The organism is Halohasta litorea (assembly GCF_024494645.1).
Lineage (GTDB): Archaea > Halobacteriota > Halobacteria > Halobacteriales > Haloferacaceae > Halohasta > Halohasta litorea.
Window position 1 is genome coordinate 75,699 of the sequence record NZ_JANHDJ010000005.1, and the last position, 20,206, is coordinate 95,904.

Genomic DNA, 20,206 nt, shown 5'->3' on the forward strand with positions numbered 1-20,206 from the left:
CATGCCCGAATCCACACAGAATCCATCGACGACCGACACCACCGACGCACCGACCGGCGACCAGCCGACCAACCGCGCCGTCGTCCTCGTCTCCGGCGGAATGGACAGCGCGACGACTGCCTACGAGGCCCGCGAGCGTGGCTACGAACTGTACTTCCTACATACCTCCTACGGCCAGCGCACCGAGACGAAGGAGTACGACTGCTCCCGCGAGTTGGCCGAGATCGTCGGCGCGGCCGAGTTCCTCCATATCGAGACCGATCACCTCCAGGAGATCGGCGGCTCGGCGCTGACCGACGACGAAATCGCGGTCGACGACGCGGATCTCGACAGCGAGGAGATCCCCGACACCTACGTCCCATTCCGCAACGCGAATCTGCTGTCGATGGCCGTCTCATTTGCCGAAGCCAACGACTGTGAGGCCGTCTTTGTCGGGGCCCACAGCGAGGATTTCTCGGGGTACCCCGACTGTCGACCCGAGTTCTTCGAGGCCTTCGAGACGATGGTCGACGTGGGAACCAAACCCGAGACCGACATTTCGATCGAGGTCCCCTTTGTCGAATCGACCAAGACCGAAATCGCCGAGCGCGGCGTCGAACTCGAGGTGCCGTTCGAACACACCTGGAGCTGTTACCGCGACGAAGAACCGGCCTGCGGCACCTGTGATGCCTGTGCGTTCCGGCTGCAGGCCTTCCAGCGGCTCGGCGTCCGCGATCCGATCCCGTACGCCGAGCGACCCGAATACACCGACTGACTGGCCGACAGCGGGAAAGGTGTCTCTCGGATTAACTTTTGTGTGGAAACGGATGCTGTTAAGTGGTCCCCTCTCCGATTCCGGCGTATCAATGAGTGCTGGCGCTATCGGTTCGTCACGATCTACCTATGCGATTCTCGGCTGTGGCAGCGTCGGCCACGCGGTCGCCGAAGAGTTGGACGAGGAGGGCAACGACGTCCTCATCCTGGACAAGGACGAGAGCCGCGTCGAGGCCCTGCGCGATCAGGATCTCAACGCCCAGGTCCAGGACATCAGCGACCCCGACGTCGCCGATGTCGTCGCCGACCGGGATATCATCCTCGTGCTCGCCTCGGACGTCGAGGCCAGCAAGGCCGCCGTCTCGGCGATCCGCGACCGCGGCAGTAACCAGTACGTTGTCGTTCGGGCCTCCGACCCCGTCACCGAGGAGGAACTCCGGAACCTCGGGTCGGATGTCGTCGTCAACCCCTCGACGGTGATCGCCGAATCCGCCCTGCGAAGCCTCGAATCCGGCGAACTCCAGTACAAAGCCCGACAGCTCGCCGACATCCTCGATACGACCTCGGGCCGACTCGCCATCCTCACACAGGACAACCCCGACCCCGATTCGATCGCCAGCGCCACGGCGCTCCAGGCGATCGCCGAGGAGTTCGGCGTCGATGCGGACATCCTCTACGACGGCGACATCGGCCACCAGGAGAACCGCGCGTTCGTCAATCTGCTCGGGATCGAACTGCTGGCCCGCGAGGAGGCCCTCGATATGGGCGAGTACGAACGGTTCGCCCTCGTCGACAACATGAAATCCGACGAGGGGTCGGTGGGGATGGACATCGACATCCTCATCGACCACTACGAGCCCGACGAGGAGCTCGACGCCGAGTTCGTCGACATTCGTACGAACGTCTCCTCGACGTCGACGATTCTCACGAAATATCTCCAGGAGTTCGACCTCTCGCCGAGCGAGACGGTCGCCACTGCCCTCCTGTATGGGATTCGGGCCGAAACCCTGGACTTCAAGCGAGACACCACCCCTGCCGACCTCACTGCGGCAGCCTACCTCCACCCGTTCGCCAACCACGATACGCTCGAACAGGTCGAATCGCCCTCGATGTCGCCCGAGACGCTCGACGTCTTGGCCGAAGCCATCCAGAACCGCGAGGTCCAGGGGAGCCACCTGTTTTCGACCGCGGGCTTCATCCGGGATCGGGATGCCTTGGAGCAGGCCGCCCAGTACCTGCTCGATCTGGAGGGGATCACGACCAGCGCCGTGTTCGGGATCGTCGACAACGAGATCATCGTTGCCGCCCGCTCCAAAGATATCCGGATCAACATCGGCAGCGTGCTGAAAAACGGGTTCGACGATATCGGCGAGGTCGTCGGTCACTCCAAACAGGGCAGCGTCGAGGTCGAACTCGGGATCTTCACCGGAATCGAGACCAGCGAGGACAACCGGGATACGCTGCTGGGGTTGACCGAGGAGGCGGTTCGCAGAAAACTCTTCGAGGCGATGGGCGTCGAGAGCGGCGAGAGTACGAACGGGTCCTAAACGACTGCCTCTTCGACGTCTTCGGGCTGTTTGAGTCGCTCGATCACGTCGTTGATGAGGATCACGTCGCCGACCGCGCGGACCCACCGATAGGGGATGATCACGCCCTCGCCGGGCGAGACGGTCTCGGAAAACAGTTCGCTGTTGAGTTGGCCGACCGCCAATCCGGTGACGGCTTCCTGGTCGAGGTTGAGCTGGACGTCTTCGACTTCACCGACGAAGACGCCGTTGTTCGAGTAGACTTCGCGTCCGACGAGGGTCGTGATCTCCTGTGGGGTCCCGTCCATGCGGCTACGGTTGGGTGTGTTGATAATAAGTTTTCGTGGTCGACCGCCGCTTGTCTGACAGTTCGGCAGTGGTGTGGGCGGTACGTACCAGTCTCGACTCAGGACTCGATCGGCGGCTGTTCGGACAGCGGCGTCGACTGCAGCAGTTGGTCGTTGATCCGTTCTCTCACCCACGAGACCGCCGCCTCGGCGTCGGTTTCGATAAACGCCCGTGCGCCGCCGCGGTCGTCCATCACGACCACCCCCGCCGTGGCCGCCGACTCCGTTTCGGCGATTACCAGCCCGTAGCTCGGCCCGTCGTCGACCTGGTGGAGCGAGAGACACGAGTCCTCCAGGAACTGCCGGAGCGTGTCGGTGTGGGTACCGACCAGCTCGGCGATGACCGGCTCGGTCAGCACGATATCCGCGCGGATCATCTCCTCGTCGCACAGCGAGAGCCACTCGTCGAGAACCTGTGGAAACACCGCCGGGAAGACGGTCTGTACCCAGCGGGCCTCGGCGAGTACCGAACAGAGCGCCGAGACGGGCTGGTGGGGCGCATACTGGCTGGCGGTGACGACGCTCGCATCCTCCAACAGGACGGGATCGAGATCGAATCCCGGCGGGAGATCGGCCAACAGCGACTGGCCGCCACAGAGCGTCTCGGCGGTCGTGGCGAAGCTATCGTACTCCGACAGCAGTAGCTCGCCGAACAGGGTGCGCCGGTAGCCGTCGGCCGACCGGGCCAACAGCCCGGCGGATTCGAGCTCCCGAACCCCGCGGTCGACGGTCGACCGGGAGACCGACAGCCGATCGACGAGTTCCCGTTTGCCGACCCCGGCCGTGCCGACGCCGCGCAGGAGCTGCTCCCGTCGGGTAAGCAGCCGAATCAGCTCGTCCGCATCGATCCTGCCCATTGTGCCATCAGTCACCACCAGTGATAGTTCCGCCTTCGTCCGACATACATCATATAAATAACCGCCACATATATAAACATTGGTCAGTTGGTGACGCTCCCAGTCAAGCAATGAGGTAAAGATGAAACCCACCGCTTGTATAGACGCCGGGGTGCCTCTGACAAACCGGCAACTGATTGGTCGCCTTGCCCGGACGACCGATCGATCCGCTTGATGACCCTTGCCCGGATCATCAGGCTTCAACCGACCGACTTTGCCCGGGTCGGTTCGGTTTCGCGTTCGCCCGGCTACCGTTTGTGGCCGGGGAACGTTTCAGTTCTTAACTGCTGAGTAACGACGATTGCTGTCAACACGGACGAGATGTACCACCGGGGCTTATTGTGACGGCTATCGAACCGTTGCACGATGAGCGAACAATCCGAGACAACGGTCAGTATCGTCGGTGGCGGTCCCGCCGGACTCAGTGCGGCGCTTTTTACCCAGAAAAACGGTCTGGAGACGCGCGTGTTCGACACCGACGGGACGTGGATGCACAAAGCCCACCTGTTCAACTATCTCGGCGTCGGCTCACAGGACGGCTCGGCGTTCATGGAGACGGCCAGAAACCAGGTCGACAGCTTCGGCGTCGACCGCCATCAGGACGAGGCCGTCGAGTCGATCGCCGAGACCGACGACGGGTTCGTCGTCGAGACTGCCGACGGCAGCTACGACTCCGACTACGTCGTCCTCGCAACCGGGGCCAACCGCGGGATCGCCGAGGACCTCGGCTGTGCGTTCGATGACGACGACACCGTTGAGGTCGACCTCTCGATGCAGACCAGCATCGAGAACGTCTACGCGACGGGCGCGATGGTACGAGCCGAGGAGTGGCAGGCCGTTATCTCTTCGGGCGACGGCGCGGCGGCGGCGCTCAACATCCTCTCGGACGTGAAGGGCGAACACTACCACGATTTCGACGTTCCGGCCGACGCGGACGCCGTTTTCGGCGGGATGAGCGACGAAGCCTGAGCCACAGGCTCGGTCGACACCCCGCAACCGGTTTCTCAGGCGGAATACCGCAACGTTTGACAGCCCGGATACCGAGAGGGTCAGTATGCGATTCGATAGAGCAAGCGGTGTCTTCCTACACCTCACCTCACTGCCGGGCCCCCACGGCATCGGCGACCTCGGCGCGGGCGCACGCGAGTTCCTGTCGTTCCTCCAGGAGGCCGAGCAGGCCTACTGGCAGTTCTGCCCGCTGGGGCCGACCTCCTCGGCCCACGGCAACTCGCCGTACCAGTCGTTTTCGGCCTTTGCAGGCAACCCGCTGCTGATCAGCCTCGACCGGCTGGTCGACGACGGCTGGCTGACCGACGAGGACCTCCAGCCCGTCCCAGACTTCGACGAGCATTCGGTCGACTACGACGCGGTCGGCGAGTACAAACGCGACAAACTCCGCACCGCCCATCAGCGGTTCCGCGAGACCGCAACCGACGAGGACCGCGCGGCCCTCGACGAATTCCGCGACGACGAGCCGTGGGTCGACGACTACGCGCTGTTCCGCGCCTTAAAAAAGAAACACGAGGGCGTCGCGTGGGTCGACTGGCCCGAGCCGATCCGAACCCGCGATCCCGATGCGCTCGCCGAAGCCAGAGACGAACTCAGCGAGGAGGTCGAGTACCGCACACTCCTCCAGTACTGGTTCGACACCCAGTGGCAAGCCTTTAAAAATGACGCCGAGGAGGCGGGGATCGAACTCGTCGGCGACGTGCCGATCTACGTCGGCCTCGACAGCGCCGACGTCTGGTCGAGCCCCGAGGCGTTCCAGCTCGACGACCAGAACCGACCGACCGCCGTGGCTGGCGTGCCGCCGAACCCAGGCGACGACGGCCAGCGGTGGGGCAATCCCCTCTATGACTGGAAGCGGCTGGCCGACAACGACTACGACTGGTGGGGTCGGCGGCTGGAGCGGCTGTTCGATCAGGTCGACGTGACTCGGCTGGACCACTTCCAGGGCTTCCTCGAATACTGGGCGATCCCCTTCGAGTCGGACTCCCCGGCCGACGGCGAGTGGCGCGAGGGCCCCGGTGCGGACTTCTTCGAATCCATCCGCGACCAGCTCGGCGACCTCCCCTTTATCGCGGAGGATCTCGGCTTCCCCGACGCCGAACTCCAGGCACTGATGGATCGCTTCGAGTTCCCCGGCATGCGCGTGCCGCAGTACGCCGACTGGTGTCAGGGCGGCAACGAACACCAGCCGATGAACTACCCGAAGAACGCCGTGGCCTATACCTCGACCCACGACACCGACACCTTCGCGGGCTACTACAACGCCATGTCGGACCGTCAACGGGAGTGTCTCCACTACAATCTGGGCGTCGACGGCAGCGAGATCAACTGGTCGATCATCGAGGCCGTCTGGCAATCCGATGCCATCCTCGCGTTTACAACGCTCCAGGACCTGCTCGGCCTCGACAGCCACGCACGGTTCAACACCCCCGGCACGCTCGAGGGCAACTGGACGTGGCGCGTCACCAGCGAGGGGCTCGACGAGGGGATCGCCACAAAACTCGGGACGATGACCGCTATCCAGATCCGGTAGCCACGTCCCGCTCACCCCGACCGGTCGGTCGTCAGCGAGCGGAGGATCGACAGCAGTCCCAGGAGCTCGATGCTCCACACCGAGCCCAACGCCACTGCATCCGAGGTCGAACCGAGCAGGTCAACCGCGGTGAGCGTCCCGAAGGAGCCGACGGTCAACAGCCCGACTCCGACCGCCAGCAGCAACATCGGTCGACGGTCGTACCGACGGTAGCCGCGGTAGGCCTGGATGGCGACAAAGCCGCCAACCACCGCCGTCACCGCACTGACACCGGTCATTGCCGCTGACTCGCCGATACCCCTTTCGACGGCTGCCAACGGCGCGAGCAACACGAACAGCGAGCCGACCGCTGCTGTGGCCACCGCGCGGTAGCCGCCGTCTTCGGGTCGGCCGTAGACGGCGTACAGAATCCAGATCAGGCCGGAAAACTGGACTGCCACCGCGACCGCCGTCGACAGGAGCGCCGACGCTCCCACGGTCGGCACCACGATCCGAGCGACCGTCGGCACCGTCGCCGTCAGCCCGATCCCGACCGCGAGAAACAGGATCGACCGCTCGCTGGACTTCCGGTAGCCGCGGTAGGCAACGAGAACGATCCAGGAGCTCAGCGCGATGGTGCCGAGGGCCAACAGGAAGCCGACGGCGACCGCAACAACCGACCCGCCCTCGACGCTGAGTTCCGGTGCGGTCATCTGAGTCCCTCGTACAGTTCGGTAAAGCGGTCGACGGCGTCGTCGGTCGTTCGGTCGACCGACACCTCGTAGCCGCCGTCGCTGAGTTCGATCGTCACCCGTTCGAGCCGGGCCGAAAACCGCCGGTAGTGGTGGCCGTCGGGGTTCAGTGTCTGTTCTTCGTCGAGCATATCGAGTTCCTGGAGGCGGTTGATTCGCCGGTAGATCGTTGGAGACGAGGCATCACAGCGCTCGGCCAGCTCGGTGGCCGACAGCGGCTCGACGCTCGTCTCGGCGAGGATCGAGCGGGCATACTCGTCTTCGAGCAGCTCGCCGAGCGTCGCCGCCGAGAGCCCGTCGGTCGCCTCATCCATCTCTCGAGTCCCTCTCGGTTGGGATACGACATAGACACCCACAAAGAGCTTCCGAGTCAGAAGCCGTGGCTCGGGGCTTACTACCGATCGGACAGCCCGTCCTGTATGGCTGCGATCCAGCTCACCGATCTCACCAAACGGTACGGCGACCACCTCGCGGTCGACGGCGTTGATCTAACCATCGAGCTCGGGGAGGTCTTCGGCTTCCTCGGCCCCAACGGCGCGGGGAAGTCGACCACGATCAACATCCTGCTCGATTTTATTCGTCCCACCGGGGGGACCGCAACGGTCCTCGGCTACGACGCCCAGCGCGAACCGCGGGCGGTCCACGAACGCGTTGGCGTCCTCCCCGAGGGCTATTCGCTGTACGATCGCCTCACCGGTCGGGAACACCTCCGGCTTGCCGGTCGGCTCAACGGCTGCAGCGTCGATGTCGAGACAGTCCTGGACCGCATCGGACTGGCCCCCGCCGACGCCGAGCGACCGGCGGGCACGTATTCGACCGGGATGAGCCAGCGGCTCGCCCTCGGGATGGCGACGGTCGGCGACCCCGACCTGCTCGTTCTCGACGAACCGACCAGCGGCCTCGATCCGCACGGCGTCTCGCTGCTGAAACGGCTGGTCCGCGCGGAAGCCGACCGGGGGACGACCGTGTTTTTCTCCAGTCACGTCCTGGACCATGTCGAAGCGGTGTGTGATCGGGTCGGTATTCTCGACACCGGTCGACTGATCGCCGTCGACACGATAAACGGGCTGCGCGAGGCCGTCAGCGCGGAGATGCCCGGTGTGGAGGCCTCCGGCGCGGAACTCCCCGACGAACTGACGCTCGAAGCGCTGTTCGAACTGTATACGACCGGAACGGACGCCAGTCGACAGCAGGCTGCGGTCCCCGGCGGTGAGCAGTGAGATGTCGACCACCACGGCCGATACGCCGACCGGGACGACCGGGCTCGACCGGGTGGCTGCGATCGCACGCAAGGAGTTCGTCCACGGAGTTCGGTCGCGGACGCTTCAGGTGCTGCTCGCCGCGTTGCTCGGGACGACTGCCCTCGTCTTCTGGGCAGCCGAGCGTCTCGCCGATCCGTCGCTGTCGCCGGTCGGCCTGCTCGGACTACCGTTACAGCTGCTGGTCCCGGTCGCGGCGATCCTCATCGGTTCTGCGGCCGTCTCCGGTGAGCGGGAGTCGGGGAGTCTCAGGCTCCTCCTCGGGATGCCGCCCTCGCGGACCGAGGTAGTCCTCGGAAAGCTCCTCGGCGGAGCCAGCGTGCTGGTGGCCGGGCTTGCCGTCACGTTCGGCTGGGCCCTCCTCGTAAGCCGCCTCACTGTGGGATCGGTTCCGGTCGGCCCGCTCGTCGGGGTGGCGATCGCGACGGTCCTGCTCGGGGGCGCGTTTCTCGGCCTCTCGATCGGTGTCTCGTCGGCCGTCTCGACGGCCAAACGGTCGCTGGCCGCGACCTTCGGGGCGTTTCTCGGCGTGACGTTCCTCTGGGAGCCGCTCGTCGCCGGGGTGTATTATCTCGTTTCGGGCTCGCTTCCAGGAGCCGAGGTTCCCGGCTGGCTCCTGTTTCTCGACCGGAGCAATCCGATCGAAGCCTACGCCATCGCATCAAACATGCTGGGCGCGGCGGGTGTCTCTTCGCTACGCGTCTCCATCGGCCTCCTTGGTACAAATCCCAGCGCAGGGGTCGCCGAGCGGATCGGTCAAACGGTTCCGGTTTATCTCACCGATCCGGTCTCGGTCGTGGTTCTCGTCGGCTGGCTTGTCGTGCCGGTCGTCGCCGGTCTGGCTCGGTTTCGGCGCGCCGACCTGTGACTGATTGATGAACACGCCGCTCGATCGGGTTTGACCCCCCCCCTTACTCCTCTCCGGCGGCGACCGCAGCCAGCGAGGATAGTGCCCCCGCGATGGTCTCAAGCGTATCGTGATCCGGCGCAATCCCGTGTCGCTCCGCGAGATAGTCGGGATCGTTGTAGCTCACGGTGACTGTCCCGTCGTTGTGTTCCGCCACAAGCAGTTTCTGCGGCATATCGATCGCCACCGTTTGGTTTCCCTGCATGAGCGGTGTCCCGATGTCGGGATTCCCGAAAACGAGCACGGTCGTCGACAGCAGCTCGCGGTCGACCGAGGCGGCGTTGGCCGCGTGGTCGAACTCGGCCATCAGGCTCAGTCCCTCGATGTCATCGATGGCAGCTTTCACCCGGTCGACCGACTCGTCGACGCTCGCGTCGCTCGCTACTGTGACGAGTCCATCTACCGACCCACCATCGGTGCATAGGTGTCGGTTCGCAGCGTGCTGTTCGTCCGTTCCGGTCGAAACGTCCGTCATCAGCGGGACAACGAACGTCTCAGAGTTAGTTCTCCCGGTCGCGTGAGGGTAGACTGCCTTTCGTCGTCGTCAGTCGATCGATTCAGCGATCCACGCGCCGAAGCTGTCGGCCATCTCGGCCTCATCGAACCGCTCGAGACAGGGCACGTCGTACGGATGCAGCTCCTCGATTCGCTCTGCGAGCCGATCGTACCCCTCGTCGGTCGTCTTTATAAGCAGGATCGTCTCGTCGTCGGTGATGACTTCGCCCTCCCAGCGGTAGGTCGACTGGCAGCCGACAGCGTTCACACAGGCAGCGAGCCGTTCGTCGACGAGCGTTTCGGCGAGTTCGGCGGCCACGGATTCCGGGGCCGTAACGTAGACTGTGGGCATCGGTTGGAGGTCGGCGTCGAGCGAGACAAAGCTACCGCCGCCGAGGCTGCCGTCAGTATCACTGTTCTCACGCCAAAAACGCAGTCCGTGGAGTAATCGGGCGCTGGTAGCGGTCAGACGACAGTATTGAAAAGGACGAACAGCCCCAGCGGAACGGCCACACCGGCCGCGGCGGCCCGCCACGGGATGTCGGCCTCCTCGGCGAGGCCGCCGCTGAGGATCTGCCACTGCCAGGCGGCTGTCAGCAGCGAGGCCACCAACAGGATCGGTTCGATCGGCGCGAACGCCGACAGCATCGCCGCCTCTAGCTGGTCGACGTCGGTGACGGTCAGATCCACGAGCGCGAGCCGAATGGCCACGAGGCCGACAGCCAGCCGGAAGAACTCGGGGATCGTCGCCCAGCCGGCCAGCGACAGCGCCCCGCCGAACGATGGTGTCCCTCCGGCAGCCCGGCCAGCACCGTACAGCACGGCTCCAGCGGCTCCCCACAGCACCGGCGGGACGACGATCCCGATCCACGTGTATTCAGTGACCGCTTCTTGCAGCAGCGGCCCCGCATCCCGCTCGACGGTCTCGGGTTCGTCACAGCCGTCGTAGAGCGGCGAGTCCGGATCGTCGCGTGGCTGGTCACAGAAGGAACTCGGCGTGTGTGCGGGGTTATCCATCGTGACTGTCGCGTCGACCGTCCCGGCGAGAATCGAGCCGAGCATGAGCATCCCGCCGACCAGACAGCCGCTAAACAGCACGACCAACACCACCGAGACGCCGATGGTGTCGGCCGGTGGGCGCTCGGCGAAGAACGCTCGTGGCGAGACAACGAACTGGCGGAGCGCGTCGACGCTGGGGGCCATTGTACTGTGTTCATGACAGATCAAATAAACAGGTTTTGATCCGGTGTCGACGCGACGGTCGGGGCCACATCCTGTCAGCGACCGGGGTTACGGCAGTGGGCCGTGGCGGAGGCGGACAACCCCAGCAGCCGTGAGCAGGCCACACGCCGGGATGACCGACTGGATGACAGCGCCTCCAGAGAGACCGACCGCGGCGGTCACGAGGTCGATCGGGGCGGGCGAACCAAAAGCGAACAGCGAGAGGTTGTTGAGCCCACCGAAGACGCCCATCACGACGACCACGTAGGTCGACACCGCCGTCGACAACCGACCGTGGCGACAGGTCGACGCCACGACGGCGAGTCCGAACCCACCGAAGTAGCCTACGACTAACAGCGGGTGGCCGTCCCAGAGTCCATTTATAAGTGGATTGAGCTCGCGGTAGCCGGGGGCCCCGAGGACGATCCACGTCGTCAGCGCGTCGAGACAGAGTCCCGCAAGCGCCACGAGCCGTATCCAATCGCCCGATACGCCTGTCGACTGCCAGCGGCCGAAACCCGTGTCGACGCTCGCTCGATCAGCCACGGTATCGGGTTCGATCACCGCCGGGTAACTCGTATTGGCCGTTGGCTCGACTGTTCAGCACAAGCGGCCAACGTACCGACTAGTCGAGGGTAGGAACTATGTGGCCGTAGCCGATCTATTGAGGTAACTGAATGAGTGACGAAGAGACGATTACTGTCGCGGACGTCAGTTCGGGCCCGGGCGGGGCCCCCGACACCGCCGCCGGAACTCCGGTGGACCTCCCGGTTGTCGACATCCTGACGGGCCGCGGCTTCGTGACCGGCAAAAGCGGCAGCGGCAAATCGAATACGGTCTCGGTGATGCTTGAAAACCTCCTGGACAACAACTTCCCCGTCCTCGTTGTCGATAGCGACGGCGAGTATTACGGCTTAAAGGAAGAGTACGAAGTCCTCCACGTCGGCGCGGACGACGAGTGCGACATCCAGGTGACCGCCGACCACGCCGAGAAGATCGCCTCGCTTGCGCTCGAAGAGAACATCCCGATCATCCTGGATGTCTCGGGCTATCTCGACGACGACGATGCCGACGAGTTGGTCTTAGAGACGACACGCCACCTCTTCGCCAAGGAAAAGAAGCTCAAAAAACCGTTCCTCGTCGTGATCGAGGAGTGCCACGAGTACATCCCCGAACAGAGCGGGATGGGCGAAGCCGGGAAAATGCTGATCAAGATCGGCAAGCGGGGCCGGAAACACGGCCTTGGAATCGTCGGCATCAGCCAGCGCCCGGCGGATGTCAAAAAGGACTTCATCACGCAGTGCGACTGGCTCGTCTGGCACCGGCTGACCTGGCGGAACGACACCAAGGTCGTCGGCCGCATCCTCGGCTCGGAGTACGCCGACGCCATCGAGGAGATGGGCGACGGCGAGGGCTTCTTAGTCGCTGACTGGGCCAGCGACATCCAGCGGGTGCAGTTCCACCGCAAGCGAACGTTCGACGCCGGGGCGACGCCAGGGCTCGAAGACTTCGAACGGCCGGAACTCAAATCCGTCAGCGGCGATCTGGTCTCCGAACTCACCGAGATATCGGACGAAAAAGAGCGCCGCGAGAGCGAGATCGCGGACCTCAAACAGGAGTTGGAGAAGAAGGACGCCAGAATCCAACAGTTAGAGCAGGAACTCGAAGAGGCCCGCGACCTGAGCCGGATGGCCGACCAGTTCGCCCAGGCGCTGCTCCAGCGGTCGGAGGCCCCCCACCGCGGCGGCCAGGGGCGAAACCTCAACCGCCCAGCCGAGCAGGCCGATATCGACGACTACCAGCCCGGCGGATCGACCGACGACTCGTCAGCCGACGGGACTGCTCCAGGATTCGATCCGCTGATCGCCGAGGCCGAACCCGACCGCGAGGAGGCTGACTCAGGCGAGACTCCGGCCACGCCGAGCGAGTCAGCCGCACCGACCGACGAACCGGTGGCCGACGACCCGATGGCGGCTCTCGGCACCGATACAACCGACACGACGACAACCGATGACGGGTCGGCGCCGACCGACGACAGGGCCGAAACGGCCGACGGCGAGAAGATCCCGACCGATCCGGTCGAAGCGCTGCGCTCGGGGGTGTTCGACGGGCCGGATGGCGTCTCGCCGTTCGCCGACAGCGACGATGCGTCGGCGGGTGAGCCACCCGAGGGGACACCGGACGACGAGGCGAGCTTCGAAGCGCTGGACGACGAGGCGGCGTTCAACGGCTCGGCCGGTGGCGCGCCGATCGACCCCGGGCCGGTCGATCCGAGTCAGGTCAGTGGCCCGAGCGAGGCCGAGCGAACGACACCCAAAGAGGAGGCGGAGTTCGGCACCGTCACCCGCCAGGAGATCGCCGAGGAGGCCATGCAGTTCGCCGAGGCGGTCGAACTCGGGACACGGGATGCGGTTGTCGACGAACTCCGCGAGCGGATCGAGGAGCTGCCCGACCACTCGGTCGGAATGCTCAGACACTACCGCGAGGCGGGCGAGAGCGATCCCCGAACCGCCCACGACGCCGCTGGCGGCGACGACGACCAACAGCTCGCCTACAGCCGCAACCGACCGCTTCGGCAGGCCCAGCTGATCCGCCACGTCGGCCGCGGGCGCTACGCCTACGCCGTCCCGGAACTGATCCGCGAAGCCTACGCCTACCAGCTCGATGACGAAGCGGTCGCCTCGATGGTCCAATCGATCGAGGCCGCGTTCCGCGAGTCGGTCGCCGACCCGCGGGATGGCGACAGCGAGACCCCCGAGGAGCCCAGCGACTCCGAAGGTGTGTTCGGCTTTTAAAATATCGGGAGCTGAGTGGCTGTACCTCGCTGGTGGCGACCGATTTAGAGCCCGGAGACGAGGTCTTCGAGGGCCTCTTTCGGGTCGTCGGCTTTGGCGACGCCGCTGGCCAGCAGGATGCCCTCCGCGCCGAGTTCCTCGGCGGCAATTACGTCTTCGCCGGTCGAGATGCCCGCACCACAGTAGACCTCGACGGACTCGTCGACGCCTTCGGCGGCCGCAACGGCGTCTTCGACGATGTCGGGATCGGCGGTCGCAACCGAGTCGTCGCCGCCGATGAGCTCCGGCGGCTCGACGGCCACCGAGTCGGGGCCGAGGGCGGCAACGGCCGCGATCTGTCGCGGGTTGTTCCCACAGACACAGGTTTCGAGCCCGGCCCGCTCGGCAGCCTGCACGGAGGAATCGATATCGGCGAGCTTGAGGCGGTTCTCCGAGTGGTTGATCAGCGTGCCGACCGCACCGGCCTCGGCGGCGGCCTCGGCGAGCGTACTCCCAGTGAAGCTACCGTACTGGTTGGGCGAGACGTGCTGGGCCCACGTTTCGACGCCGGTCTCGGCGACAGCGCTGATCTGGGAGGCCTGCGGCGAGACAGCGATGCGGACGCCCGATTCCTCGGCTACCTCGTGGGCAGCTTCGGCGACGGCAATTGGATCACACGGATACGCCTTGAGGTTCACTAAGATGAACATACCCATACAACGAGTCGCCCCCGACAAATAGCTTCAGTTTCGAGGCAATCGATTGGGCCCCCGATTCGGGGATTAGTCTTTCCGTTCGACCACGTCGCCGAGGGTCATCGACTGGCCGGAGCCGCTGGACCACTCGGTGTCGTCGACGTCTGTGCCCTCGATGAGCGATATTTCGAGTTTCTTTTCGAGTTTGGTCTGGACCTCGTCGCTCGGGAGGATGTCGCCGCGTTCGAGTTTGCGGATCAGGCTCGCCTTCTCGTTGAGGTCGTCGGCGAGTTCCTCCTGTGTGAGGCCCTCGGACTCGCGTGCCTCCCGAATGCGGTCGTCGTAGTCGGCGGCGAGTTCGTCCATGTCGTCGAACATGTCCTTCTTGCGCCGCGTCGAGCCGCCCGATCCCGTCGATCCCCCGGTCGCGCCGCCCGAGGAGCCCGAGGTGCCACTGCTCGACGACGTGGAGTACTTGCTGGTACTCGACGAGGACTCCTGGGTTTCGACGGTCGTTCCGAACCCCTGGCAGTTCTCGCAGAGCTCCAGTTCCGCACCCTCGACTTTCGTGGTGGTGAGCGACGTCTCGTCGGCACCACACATCTCACATTGGGGCATACTCACGGGTAGCGTTCGCCCCGGTATAAACCATACGCCGCCGACCAGACTCGCCGCCCTCAGTCGAGATCCGACCACGCGCCCCAGAACCGCTGGAGGGCGGTCAGATGCCCGACAACCGCGAAGAAGACCAACAGCAGTTCGATCACGCCGTACCCCGCGACCAGCGGCCCGGTAACGACCGCGGCGACGAGCCCGGCGATCGTGATCAACACAAGCCGGTCGGCCCGGCCGACAAGCCCACCGTAGGCCCGCCCGAGACCCACTGCCTGAATCTGGGTCCCCAAATACGAGGTCATGAGGACACCAGTGACGGCCACGAACCCGAGGGCGAAGCTGTCGACGCCCGCGGCCAGTCCGCCGATGATGATCAGGTCGGCGTAGCGGTCGATGACGTGATCCAGGAGATCCCCGCCGTCGGAGGCAGCGTTCTGCCTGCGGGCGAGTGCGCCGTCGACCAGATCCAGCCACCCATTAAGCAGGACCAAGAGGCCACCGACGGCGTACCACTGTGGCGTTCCGGCGACGAAGGCAGCCGCGGCGGCTCCCGCGACGCCCAGCGAGAGCACGCTGACGCTGTTGGGCGAGAGGCCGAGGCTGTCAGCGGCACTGACAAAGGGCGCGAGCACCCGGTTGGCCAGCGGGCGGAACTTGTCGAGCGTCATGGCAGCAGATACTCCGTGAAGTCGACCTCGCCCGCACTCGGCTCACGCTCGCCCGCAATTACCGCAGCAATATCGTCGGCGACCGCCTCCGGGTTGCGGTCGGTAGTGTCGATCTCATAGACAGCCTCGGGGCCGTGTTCCTCGACGGCTTCCGAGAGCACGACATCCAGCGCCTCGCTTTCGGCGTTCTCCCGTGCCTTTTCCGGCGGGTCGCCGCGTGCTTCGAGCCGGGATTCGAGCTCGGCTGGCCCACACCGAAGGACGACGACGCGGTCGGCTGCGAAGTGGTGGGCGAGATGGGATTCGAGGACGCCGTCCCACTCGCCGAGATGCGACCGGACGGCCTCGATATCGGTCACCAGCGAGTCGCGGTCGACGTCGCGTTCGGTCCACAGGTCGTGGCTCTTGATCTCGTCGTTGAGGTGGATAATGGGGGTGTCGACGCCGCGGTCGGCCAGCGCCTCGGTGGCCGTCGTCTTCCCGGTGCCGGGCGTGCCAGTCACGGCGATCCGCAGTGGGTCCGCGCTGTCGTCGGTCACGTCGGCGCCACCTCGGCCAAGATTCCGTTGAGCGTCTCGACGGCCGTCTTCGTCTGCTCACGGGTGCCACAGGAAATCCGCACACAGCCCGGCAGCCCGAAGCTACTGCAGTCGCGGATGATGACGCCCTCGGCCTGGCTGCGCTCGGCGACGCCGCTCGCATCGCCCACATCGGCCAGGACGAAGTTCCCGGCGCTCTCGAAGGTCGGGGCATCGAGGTTTTCGGCCAGATAGTCGCGTGCCCAGCGGGCGGTCTCGACCGACTGGTCGACGTGGTCGTCATCGTCCAGTGCGGCCAGTGCGGCCCGACAGGCGAGTTCGTTGGCTGCGAAGGGGGTGTTGACGCGCGCGTAGGCGTCGGCCCACGCTTGCGGCACAACTCCGTAGCCGATCCGCAGGCCAGCGAGCCCGTAGGCCTTCGAAAAGGTTCGGAGCACTGCCACGTTGTCGTAGTCATCGACCAGCTCGATGCTGCTCGGCCGCTCGGAGTACTCGCCGTAGGCCTCGTCGACCACGACGAGGGTGTGGTCGTCGACGGCCTCCAGGAGCGTCGTGATCTCTGCGCGGGTCCACTCGCTGCCGGTTGGATTGTGCGGCGAGGTGAGATGGACGATCCGCTCGCCGTCGTAGGCCTCCAGGACGAGATCCGCGGTCTGGCTGAAGCCGTCGTCCTTCGAGAGCTCGTAGGTCGAGACCTCGCCGTGGTGGTGACGGGCACTCATCGAGTAGTAGGAAAAGCCCGGTTCGGGGACGAGCACCGACTGGCCGGGGTCGAGCATGGCTCGCGAGAGGTAGTCGATCGCGCCGTCGGCCCCCGGCGAGACCCAGATCTGCTCGCTGGCCACGTCCCATTTGTCGGCCAACTTTTCGGTGAGATCGGTGTGGGCGGCCTTCGGGTAGACGTGCAGGCCCTCCTTGGCTCGGTCAGTGACCGCGTCGACGGCCTTCGGACTGGAGCCGTGGGGGTTCTCGTTCGAGGAGAGTTTGATCAGCTCGTCGGGGTCGAGCCCGAGGTCGCGGGCGACCTCCTCGATCCCCCGGCCCGGCACGTACGGGCTGGTCGCGGAGAGATCCCGTGGTTGCATGGTCGTGAGAAGCAGACGCCAGCCCTTAAGCGTGATTACACGTCCCTGTGGCGCGTGGCTGTGCCGTTCGGTCTCGATGTTAGCGGGATCGATGTTCGGATCGCCCGGACTGCCCGGCCCACGGCTCCTCGTCAGTGAGGGAGACGGCGGCCCGGCCGCTCGTCTCGTCGAAGACGTGGTGGGTCCGCGGATAGGCAAGCGAGATCTCGGTTCCCGCGAGTTCCTCCTGGATGCGGCGGAACACCTTCGACTGCACCCGTGTCGGGTGATAGGGTTCGAAGACCCAAAACCGGAGTTCGATAGCGACCCCGTGGTCACCAAAGGCGGTGACGAAGGCGGTCGGAGCGGCGGGATACTTCTGGCCGCCCATCCGTATCGCGGGCCCGCCGTCGACCAGTTCGTCGACGCTCCGACCCGCGGCCTCCAGGCGGTCACAGGCCGCCTCCAGATCGCTCTCGTAGGTGACCGTCAGCTCGACCGAGAGCCACGATCGTTCGTCGTCCTCGCTGTAGTTGATCACGTCCCGCCGATGAATGGAATCGTTGGGGATCACAAGCGTCGTGTTTTCGAGGGTGTGGACCTTGGTGTACCGGAGGGTGATCTCCCTGACGTACCCCAACTGGTCGGTGTCTTCGAGTTCGATCATATCGCCGACCTCGTAGGGGCGATTGACCAGCACGAACAGACCGTTTATGAGGCTCCCGAGCAGCGGCGCGAGTATGTAGGCGATCGCCGCGGTCAGCACGGTGACCGACAGCAGGATGTTTTCGGGTTCGTAGCCGAAGACGTTGGCTACCGTAAATAAGGCGAACACCATCACGACCGCCCGCAACACGCCGAGGATCGTCTCGGCGACGCTGACGCGCTGGAGATGAGCGACGAGTCCTGGACGGGTCGCTCGTGCGAGGGCTTTGCCGCCGTACCAACTGACGATGAGGATCAGTAGTGCGACGACTACCGGGCCACCCGTCTGCAGGGCTTCGGGTAGCAACTGCCCCAGCGAGTTCTGCAGGAACCGGAACATACGTCGACCGATTTGCCCGGAGCGGGACAGGGTTACTGTCCAGCTACCGATCAATAGTCGTCGACTACCGGCCGCGTAGTCGTCACCTACCGGTCGATCCTACCGGCTGGATGCCCGAACGTCGTGTTCCAGCGTGCCGATCCCCTCGATTGTGACGGCGACATGGTCGCCGTCCGACAGCGGGCCGACGCCCGCAGGCGTCCCCGTCGAGATCACGTCCCCCGCTTCGAGGGTGAGGTGGGTCGTGATCTCGGCGATCAGCTCCGGCACCGAGAAAATGAACTGGTCGATCGAGGAGTCCTGCTTGGTCTCGCCGTTTACCCGGAGTTCGATACTCGCGTCCTCCGGCACCTCGTCGGGCGTCGCCACGACCGGGCCCATCGGGGCGGCGTTGTCGAAGGCCTTGCCGCGGACCCAGTTCTGCTCGGTGTCTTGGTCGTCCCGGTTCGAGATGTCGTTGAGGCAGGTATACCCCTCGACGACGTCCATCGCATCCTCGGCGTCGACGTTCCGGCACTGCTCGCCGATGACGACCGCGAGTTCGGCCTCCCAGTCGACGCGCTCCTTGCCTGCTGGGAGCGTTACCGTATCGCCGTGTGCCGAGACGGTGTTCGGGGTCTTCAAAAACAGCAGCGGTCGATCCGGCAGTTCGCTGTCGCGTTCGGCGGCGTGGTCGGCGTAGTTGAGCCCGACACAGACGATTTTGGTGGGTTCGCAGGGCGGGAGCACGTCGACGGCGTCCTGTTCGTAGCTCTCATCACCGAACTGTACTGTACCGTCATCGAGCCTGCCACGTCGAACCGAGCCAGCCGGGTCACGGAAGCGGACGTACTTCATACACCGACGTTCCGTCCAGCGGATAAAAGCGTTTGCCAGCGTTTGGCGGATCGGCTACCGAGCCAGCGGCATCGCGTAGCTCGTCTCTTCCTCGATGACGAGCTCCCAGGTTCGCTCGCAGTCACACTCGACCTGGCCGAAGACGCTCTCGTCCTGTCGCAGATCGAAGTCCTTGATCGCCTTCTGTACTCGGTCGTCGCACTCCCCGCAGTTGTGGGCCCCGCGGTCCGAGCCGTGGCCGACCGGATCCGAGACGACGATGGCTTCAACGTCTGCTGTTCGCTCCAGGACGTCCGCAACCGACCAGAGCCACGGCGGGCGGTACCCTCCTTCCCGAAAGAGCTCGTTGACCATCGTGTACTGCTGGACGTTACAGGGATTCATCGACACCGTGTGACAGCCCTCGACGTCGGCACAGCGGCGGATCGATTCGACCATGTCGTCCCGTGCTTCGCGCTCCGAGAGGAACGGCGGCTTCATCAGCAGGTAGGCTTTGACACCAGCACCCGCCTCCTCAGCAGTGGCGCAGGCGTCCTCGAAATCCGAAAATTCGAAGTACTTGTTGACACAGTCCTTACGGATGCGGTCGGTCGCTGTTTCGAGACCGACTGCCACGTCGACGTCCAGGCCGTGGTCGGTGAAATCGGTGAGTTTGTCGTGGTCGACGAAATCCGGGAGGGATTCCAGGACGATCCGTTCGCGGTCGCCGAAGGTGTCGGCGATAGCCCGCCGGGTTTCGGCCGGGACTTCGCGCTCGTCGAGGAACGAACCGGAGGTATAGATCTTGATGAGGTCGGCGGGCTCGTCGGTGTTGTTCTCTTCGTGATCGAGACAGGCCTGGATCTGGTCCATCAGTGCCTCGTGTTCGACGGTGCCGCCCTCGACGCTCTCGGCGACGTAGCCGCACATCGTACAGCCGCCAGCGCGGGCCCACCGGCAGCCGCCGGTGTTGAGGATGATCGTCAGCGACTCGTAGACGCCGCCCGGCGTATTGTCCTCGTCGACCCAGACGCGGGTCGGCTCGTGTGGGTCGTAGTGTTTCTCCTTGAGGCCGCGGATCTCGCGCATCACCGAATTGTGTGCGTCCATCCCGCGCCCGTCCTCGTAGACTTCGGGGCTCGGCTTGCTCATTGGCGGTGCTACTCGCGGGAGTGGTAAAACCGCATCGCAGTCGACCGACCTGCGACAGCAAATACCCGTTTTTACTGGTCGACAGCAACGTCCCTGAGCGGAGCACTGTCAGTGTAGCAACGTCAGCGGCACGTATCCGCAATGTCTGCGTGGAGGGCCGT

23 protein-coding genes are annotated in these 20,206 nt (G+C 64.9%); 7 read left to right on the forward strand and 16 right to left on the reverse strand.

The window, feature by feature from the left end:
- Nucleotide 1: 1 nt before the first annotated feature.
- Both queC and NO877_RS12560 read left to right on the forward strand, forming a co-directional pair.
- Nucleotides 2–754, forward strand: a complete 753-nt coding sequence (queC, locus tag NO877_RS12555) for a 7-cyano-7-deazaguanine synthase QueC (protein WP_256396695.1) — start codon at nt 2–4, stop codon at nt 752–754.
- 91 nt (nt 755–845) lie between these two features.
- Nucleotides 846–2,300, forward strand: coding sequence for a DHH family phosphoesterase (locus tag NO877_RS12560; RefSeq protein ID WP_256396696.1), 1,455 nt, complete (start codon nt 846–848; stop codon nt 2,298–2,300).
- On the opposite strand, the gene NO877_RS12565 is transcribed toward NO877_RS12560, so the two are convergent.
- Together NO877_RS12565 and NO877_RS12570 are read right to left on the reverse strand one after the other, a co-directional pair.
- Complete coding sequence (locus NO877_RS12565) at nt 2,297–2,587, reverse strand: PRC-barrel domain-containing protein (RefSeq protein WP_256396697.1); 291 nt, start codon at nt 2,585–2,587, stop codon at nt 2,297–2,299. The two genes, NO877_RS12560 and NO877_RS12565, sit on opposite strands and share 4 nt — an antisense overlap.
- A 98-nt stretch (nt 2,588–2,685) precedes the next feature.
- Nucleotides 2,686–3,483: a helix-turn-helix transcriptional regulator gene (locus tag NO877_RS12570; RefSeq protein ID WP_256396698.1), complete on the reverse strand. Its 798-nt coding sequence runs from the start codon at nt 3,481–3,483 to the stop codon at nt 2,686–2,688.
- 405 nt (nt 3,484–3,888) lie between these two features.
- Between NO877_RS12570 and NO877_RS12575 the strand changes: the two genes are divergently transcribed.
- Nucleotides 3,889–4,491 (forward strand): FAD-dependent oxidoreductase, encoded by a 603-nt coding sequence (locus NO877_RS12575; RefSeq protein WP_256396699.1) that lies wholly within the window; start codon nt 3,889–3,891, stop codon nt 4,489–4,491.
- A gap of 85 nt (nt 4,492–4,576) precedes the next feature.
- Nucleotides 4,577–6,064 carry a 4-alpha-glucanotransferase gene (gene malQ / locus NO877_RS12580; RefSeq protein WP_256396700.1) on the forward strand — a complete coding sequence of 496 codons (1,488 nt, stop codon included), beginning with the start codon at nt 4,577–4,579 and terminating at the stop codon, nt 6,062–6,064.
- 11 nt (nt 6,065–6,075) lie between these two features.
- Here the strand turns inward: malQ and NO877_RS12585 are convergent, their stop codons facing one another.
- Both NO877_RS12585 and NO877_RS12590 read right to left on the reverse strand, forming a co-directional pair.
- Nucleotides 6,076–6,756, reverse strand: a complete 681-nt coding sequence (locus tag NO877_RS12585) for a DUF7521 family protein (protein ID WP_256396701.1) — start codon at nt 6,754–6,756, stop codon at nt 6,076–6,078.
- Nucleotides 6,753–7,109 carry an ArsR/SmtB family transcription factor gene (locus tag NO877_RS12590; protein WP_256396702.1) on the reverse strand — a complete coding sequence of 119 codons (357 nt, stop codon included), beginning with the start codon at nt 7,107–7,109 and terminating at the stop codon, nt 6,753–6,755. The genes NO877_RS12585 and NO877_RS12590 overlap by 4 nt, the downstream gene beginning before the upstream one ends.
- A gap of 105 nt (nt 7,110–7,214) precedes the next feature.
- Here NO877_RS12590 and NO877_RS12595 point away from each other — a divergent pair, with 105 nt between their 5' ends.
- Together NO877_RS12595 and NO877_RS12600 are read left to right on the forward strand one after the other, a co-directional pair.
- A complete protein-coding gene (locus tag NO877_RS12595) occupies nt 7,215–8,015 on the forward strand; it encodes an ABC transporter ATP-binding protein (protein ID WP_256396703.1) in 801 nt (266 codons plus the stop codon).
- Nucleotide 8,016: 1 nt separating this feature from the next.
- On the forward strand, nt 8,017–8,922 hold the full coding sequence (locus NO877_RS12600; protein ID WP_256396704.1) for an ABC transporter permease: 906 nt from the start codon (nt 8,017–8,019) through the stop codon (nt 8,920–8,922).
- A 43-nt stretch (nt 8,923–8,965) separates the two neighbouring features.
- Here the strand turns inward: NO877_RS12600 and NO877_RS12605 are convergent, their stop codons facing one another.
- From NO877_RS12605 to NO877_RS12620, 4 genes are all read right to left on the reverse strand, one after another.
- Nucleotides 8,966–9,436 (reverse strand): DUF302 domain-containing protein, encoded by a 471-nt coding sequence (locus NO877_RS12605; RefSeq protein WP_256396705.1) that lies wholly within the window; start codon nt 9,434–9,436, stop codon nt 8,966–8,968.
- Nucleotides 9,437–9,505: 69 nt separating this feature from the next.
- Complete coding sequence (gene cutA, locus NO877_RS12610) at nt 9,506–9,808, reverse strand: divalent-cation tolerance protein CutA (protein ID WP_256396706.1); 303 nt, start codon at nt 9,806–9,808, stop codon at nt 9,506–9,508.
- Nucleotides 9,809–9,921: 113 nt separating this feature from the next.
- Nucleotides 9,922–10,659: a Yip1 family protein gene (locus NO877_RS12615; RefSeq protein WP_256396707.1), complete on the reverse strand. Its 738-nt coding sequence runs from the start codon at nt 10,657–10,659 to the stop codon at nt 9,922–9,924.
- Nucleotides 10,660–10,746: 87 nt separating this feature from the next.
- On the reverse strand, nt 10,747–11,223 hold the full coding sequence (locus NO877_RS12620; protein WP_256396708.1) for a DUF5658 family protein: 477 nt from the start codon (nt 11,221–11,223) through the stop codon (nt 10,747–10,749).
- 131 nt (nt 11,224–11,354) lie between these two features.
- Here NO877_RS12620 and NO877_RS12625 point away from each other — a divergent pair, with 131 nt between their 5' ends.
- On the forward strand, nt 11,355–13,472 hold the full coding sequence (locus tag NO877_RS12625; protein ID WP_256396709.1) for a helicase HerA domain-containing protein: 2,118 nt from the start codon (nt 11,355–11,357) through the stop codon (nt 13,470–13,472).
- 44 nt (nt 13,473–13,516) lie between these two features.
- Here NO877_RS12625 and tpiA read toward each other — a convergent pair whose 3' ends face one another.
- From tpiA to NO877_RS12665, 8 genes are all read right to left on the reverse strand, one after another.
- Nucleotides 13,517–14,161 (reverse strand): triose-phosphate isomerase, encoded by a 645-nt coding sequence (gene tpiA, locus NO877_RS12630; protein ID WP_256396710.1) that lies wholly within the window; start codon nt 14,159–14,161, stop codon nt 13,517–13,519.
- A gap of 72 nt (nt 14,162–14,233) precedes the next feature.
- Nucleotides 14,234–14,764 carry a multiprotein bridging factor aMBF1 gene (locus NO877_RS12635; RefSeq protein WP_256396711.1) on the reverse strand — a complete coding sequence of 177 codons (531 nt, stop codon included), beginning with the start codon at nt 14,762–14,764 and terminating at the stop codon, nt 14,234–14,236.
- Between the two features lie 59 nt (nt 14,765–14,823).
- Nucleotides 14,824–15,429, reverse strand: a complete 606-nt coding sequence (locus NO877_RS12640) for a CDP-alcohol phosphatidyltransferase family protein (protein ID WP_256396712.1) — start codon at nt 15,427–15,429, stop codon at nt 14,824–14,826.
- Nucleotides 15,426–15,944, reverse strand: coding sequence for an adenylate kinase family protein (locus tag NO877_RS12645; RefSeq protein ID WP_256396936.1), 519 nt, complete (start codon nt 15,942–15,944; stop codon nt 15,426–15,428). Before NO877_RS12645 ends, NO877_RS12640 begins: the two co-directional genes overlap by 4 nt.
- Nucleotides 15,945–15,964: 20 nt before the next feature.
- Nucleotides 15,965–17,053 carry a histidinol-phosphate transaminase gene (gene hisC, locus NO877_RS12650; RefSeq protein WP_256396713.1) on the reverse strand — a complete coding sequence of 363 codons (1,089 nt, stop codon included), beginning with the start codon at nt 17,051–17,053 and terminating at the stop codon, nt 15,965–15,967.
- Nucleotides 17,054–17,132: 79 nt separating this feature from the next.
- On the reverse strand, nt 17,133–18,077 hold the full coding sequence (locus NO877_RS12655; RefSeq protein WP_256396714.1) for a mechanosensitive ion channel family protein: 945 nt from the start codon (nt 18,075–18,077) through the stop codon (nt 17,133–17,135).
- Between the two features lie 99 nt (nt 18,078–18,176).
- Nucleotides 18,177–18,914, reverse strand: coding sequence for a fumarylacetoacetate hydrolase family protein (locus NO877_RS12660; protein ID WP_256396715.1), 738 nt, complete (start codon nt 18,912–18,914; stop codon nt 18,177–18,179).
- A gap of 54 nt (nt 18,915–18,968) precedes the next feature.
- Complete coding sequence (locus NO877_RS12665; protein ID WP_256396716.1) at nt 18,969–20,045, reverse strand: archaeosine biosynthesis radical SAM protein RaSEA; 1,077 nt, start codon at nt 20,043–20,045, stop codon at nt 18,969–18,971.
- Between the last annotated feature and the right edge of the window lie 161 nt (nt 20,046–20,206).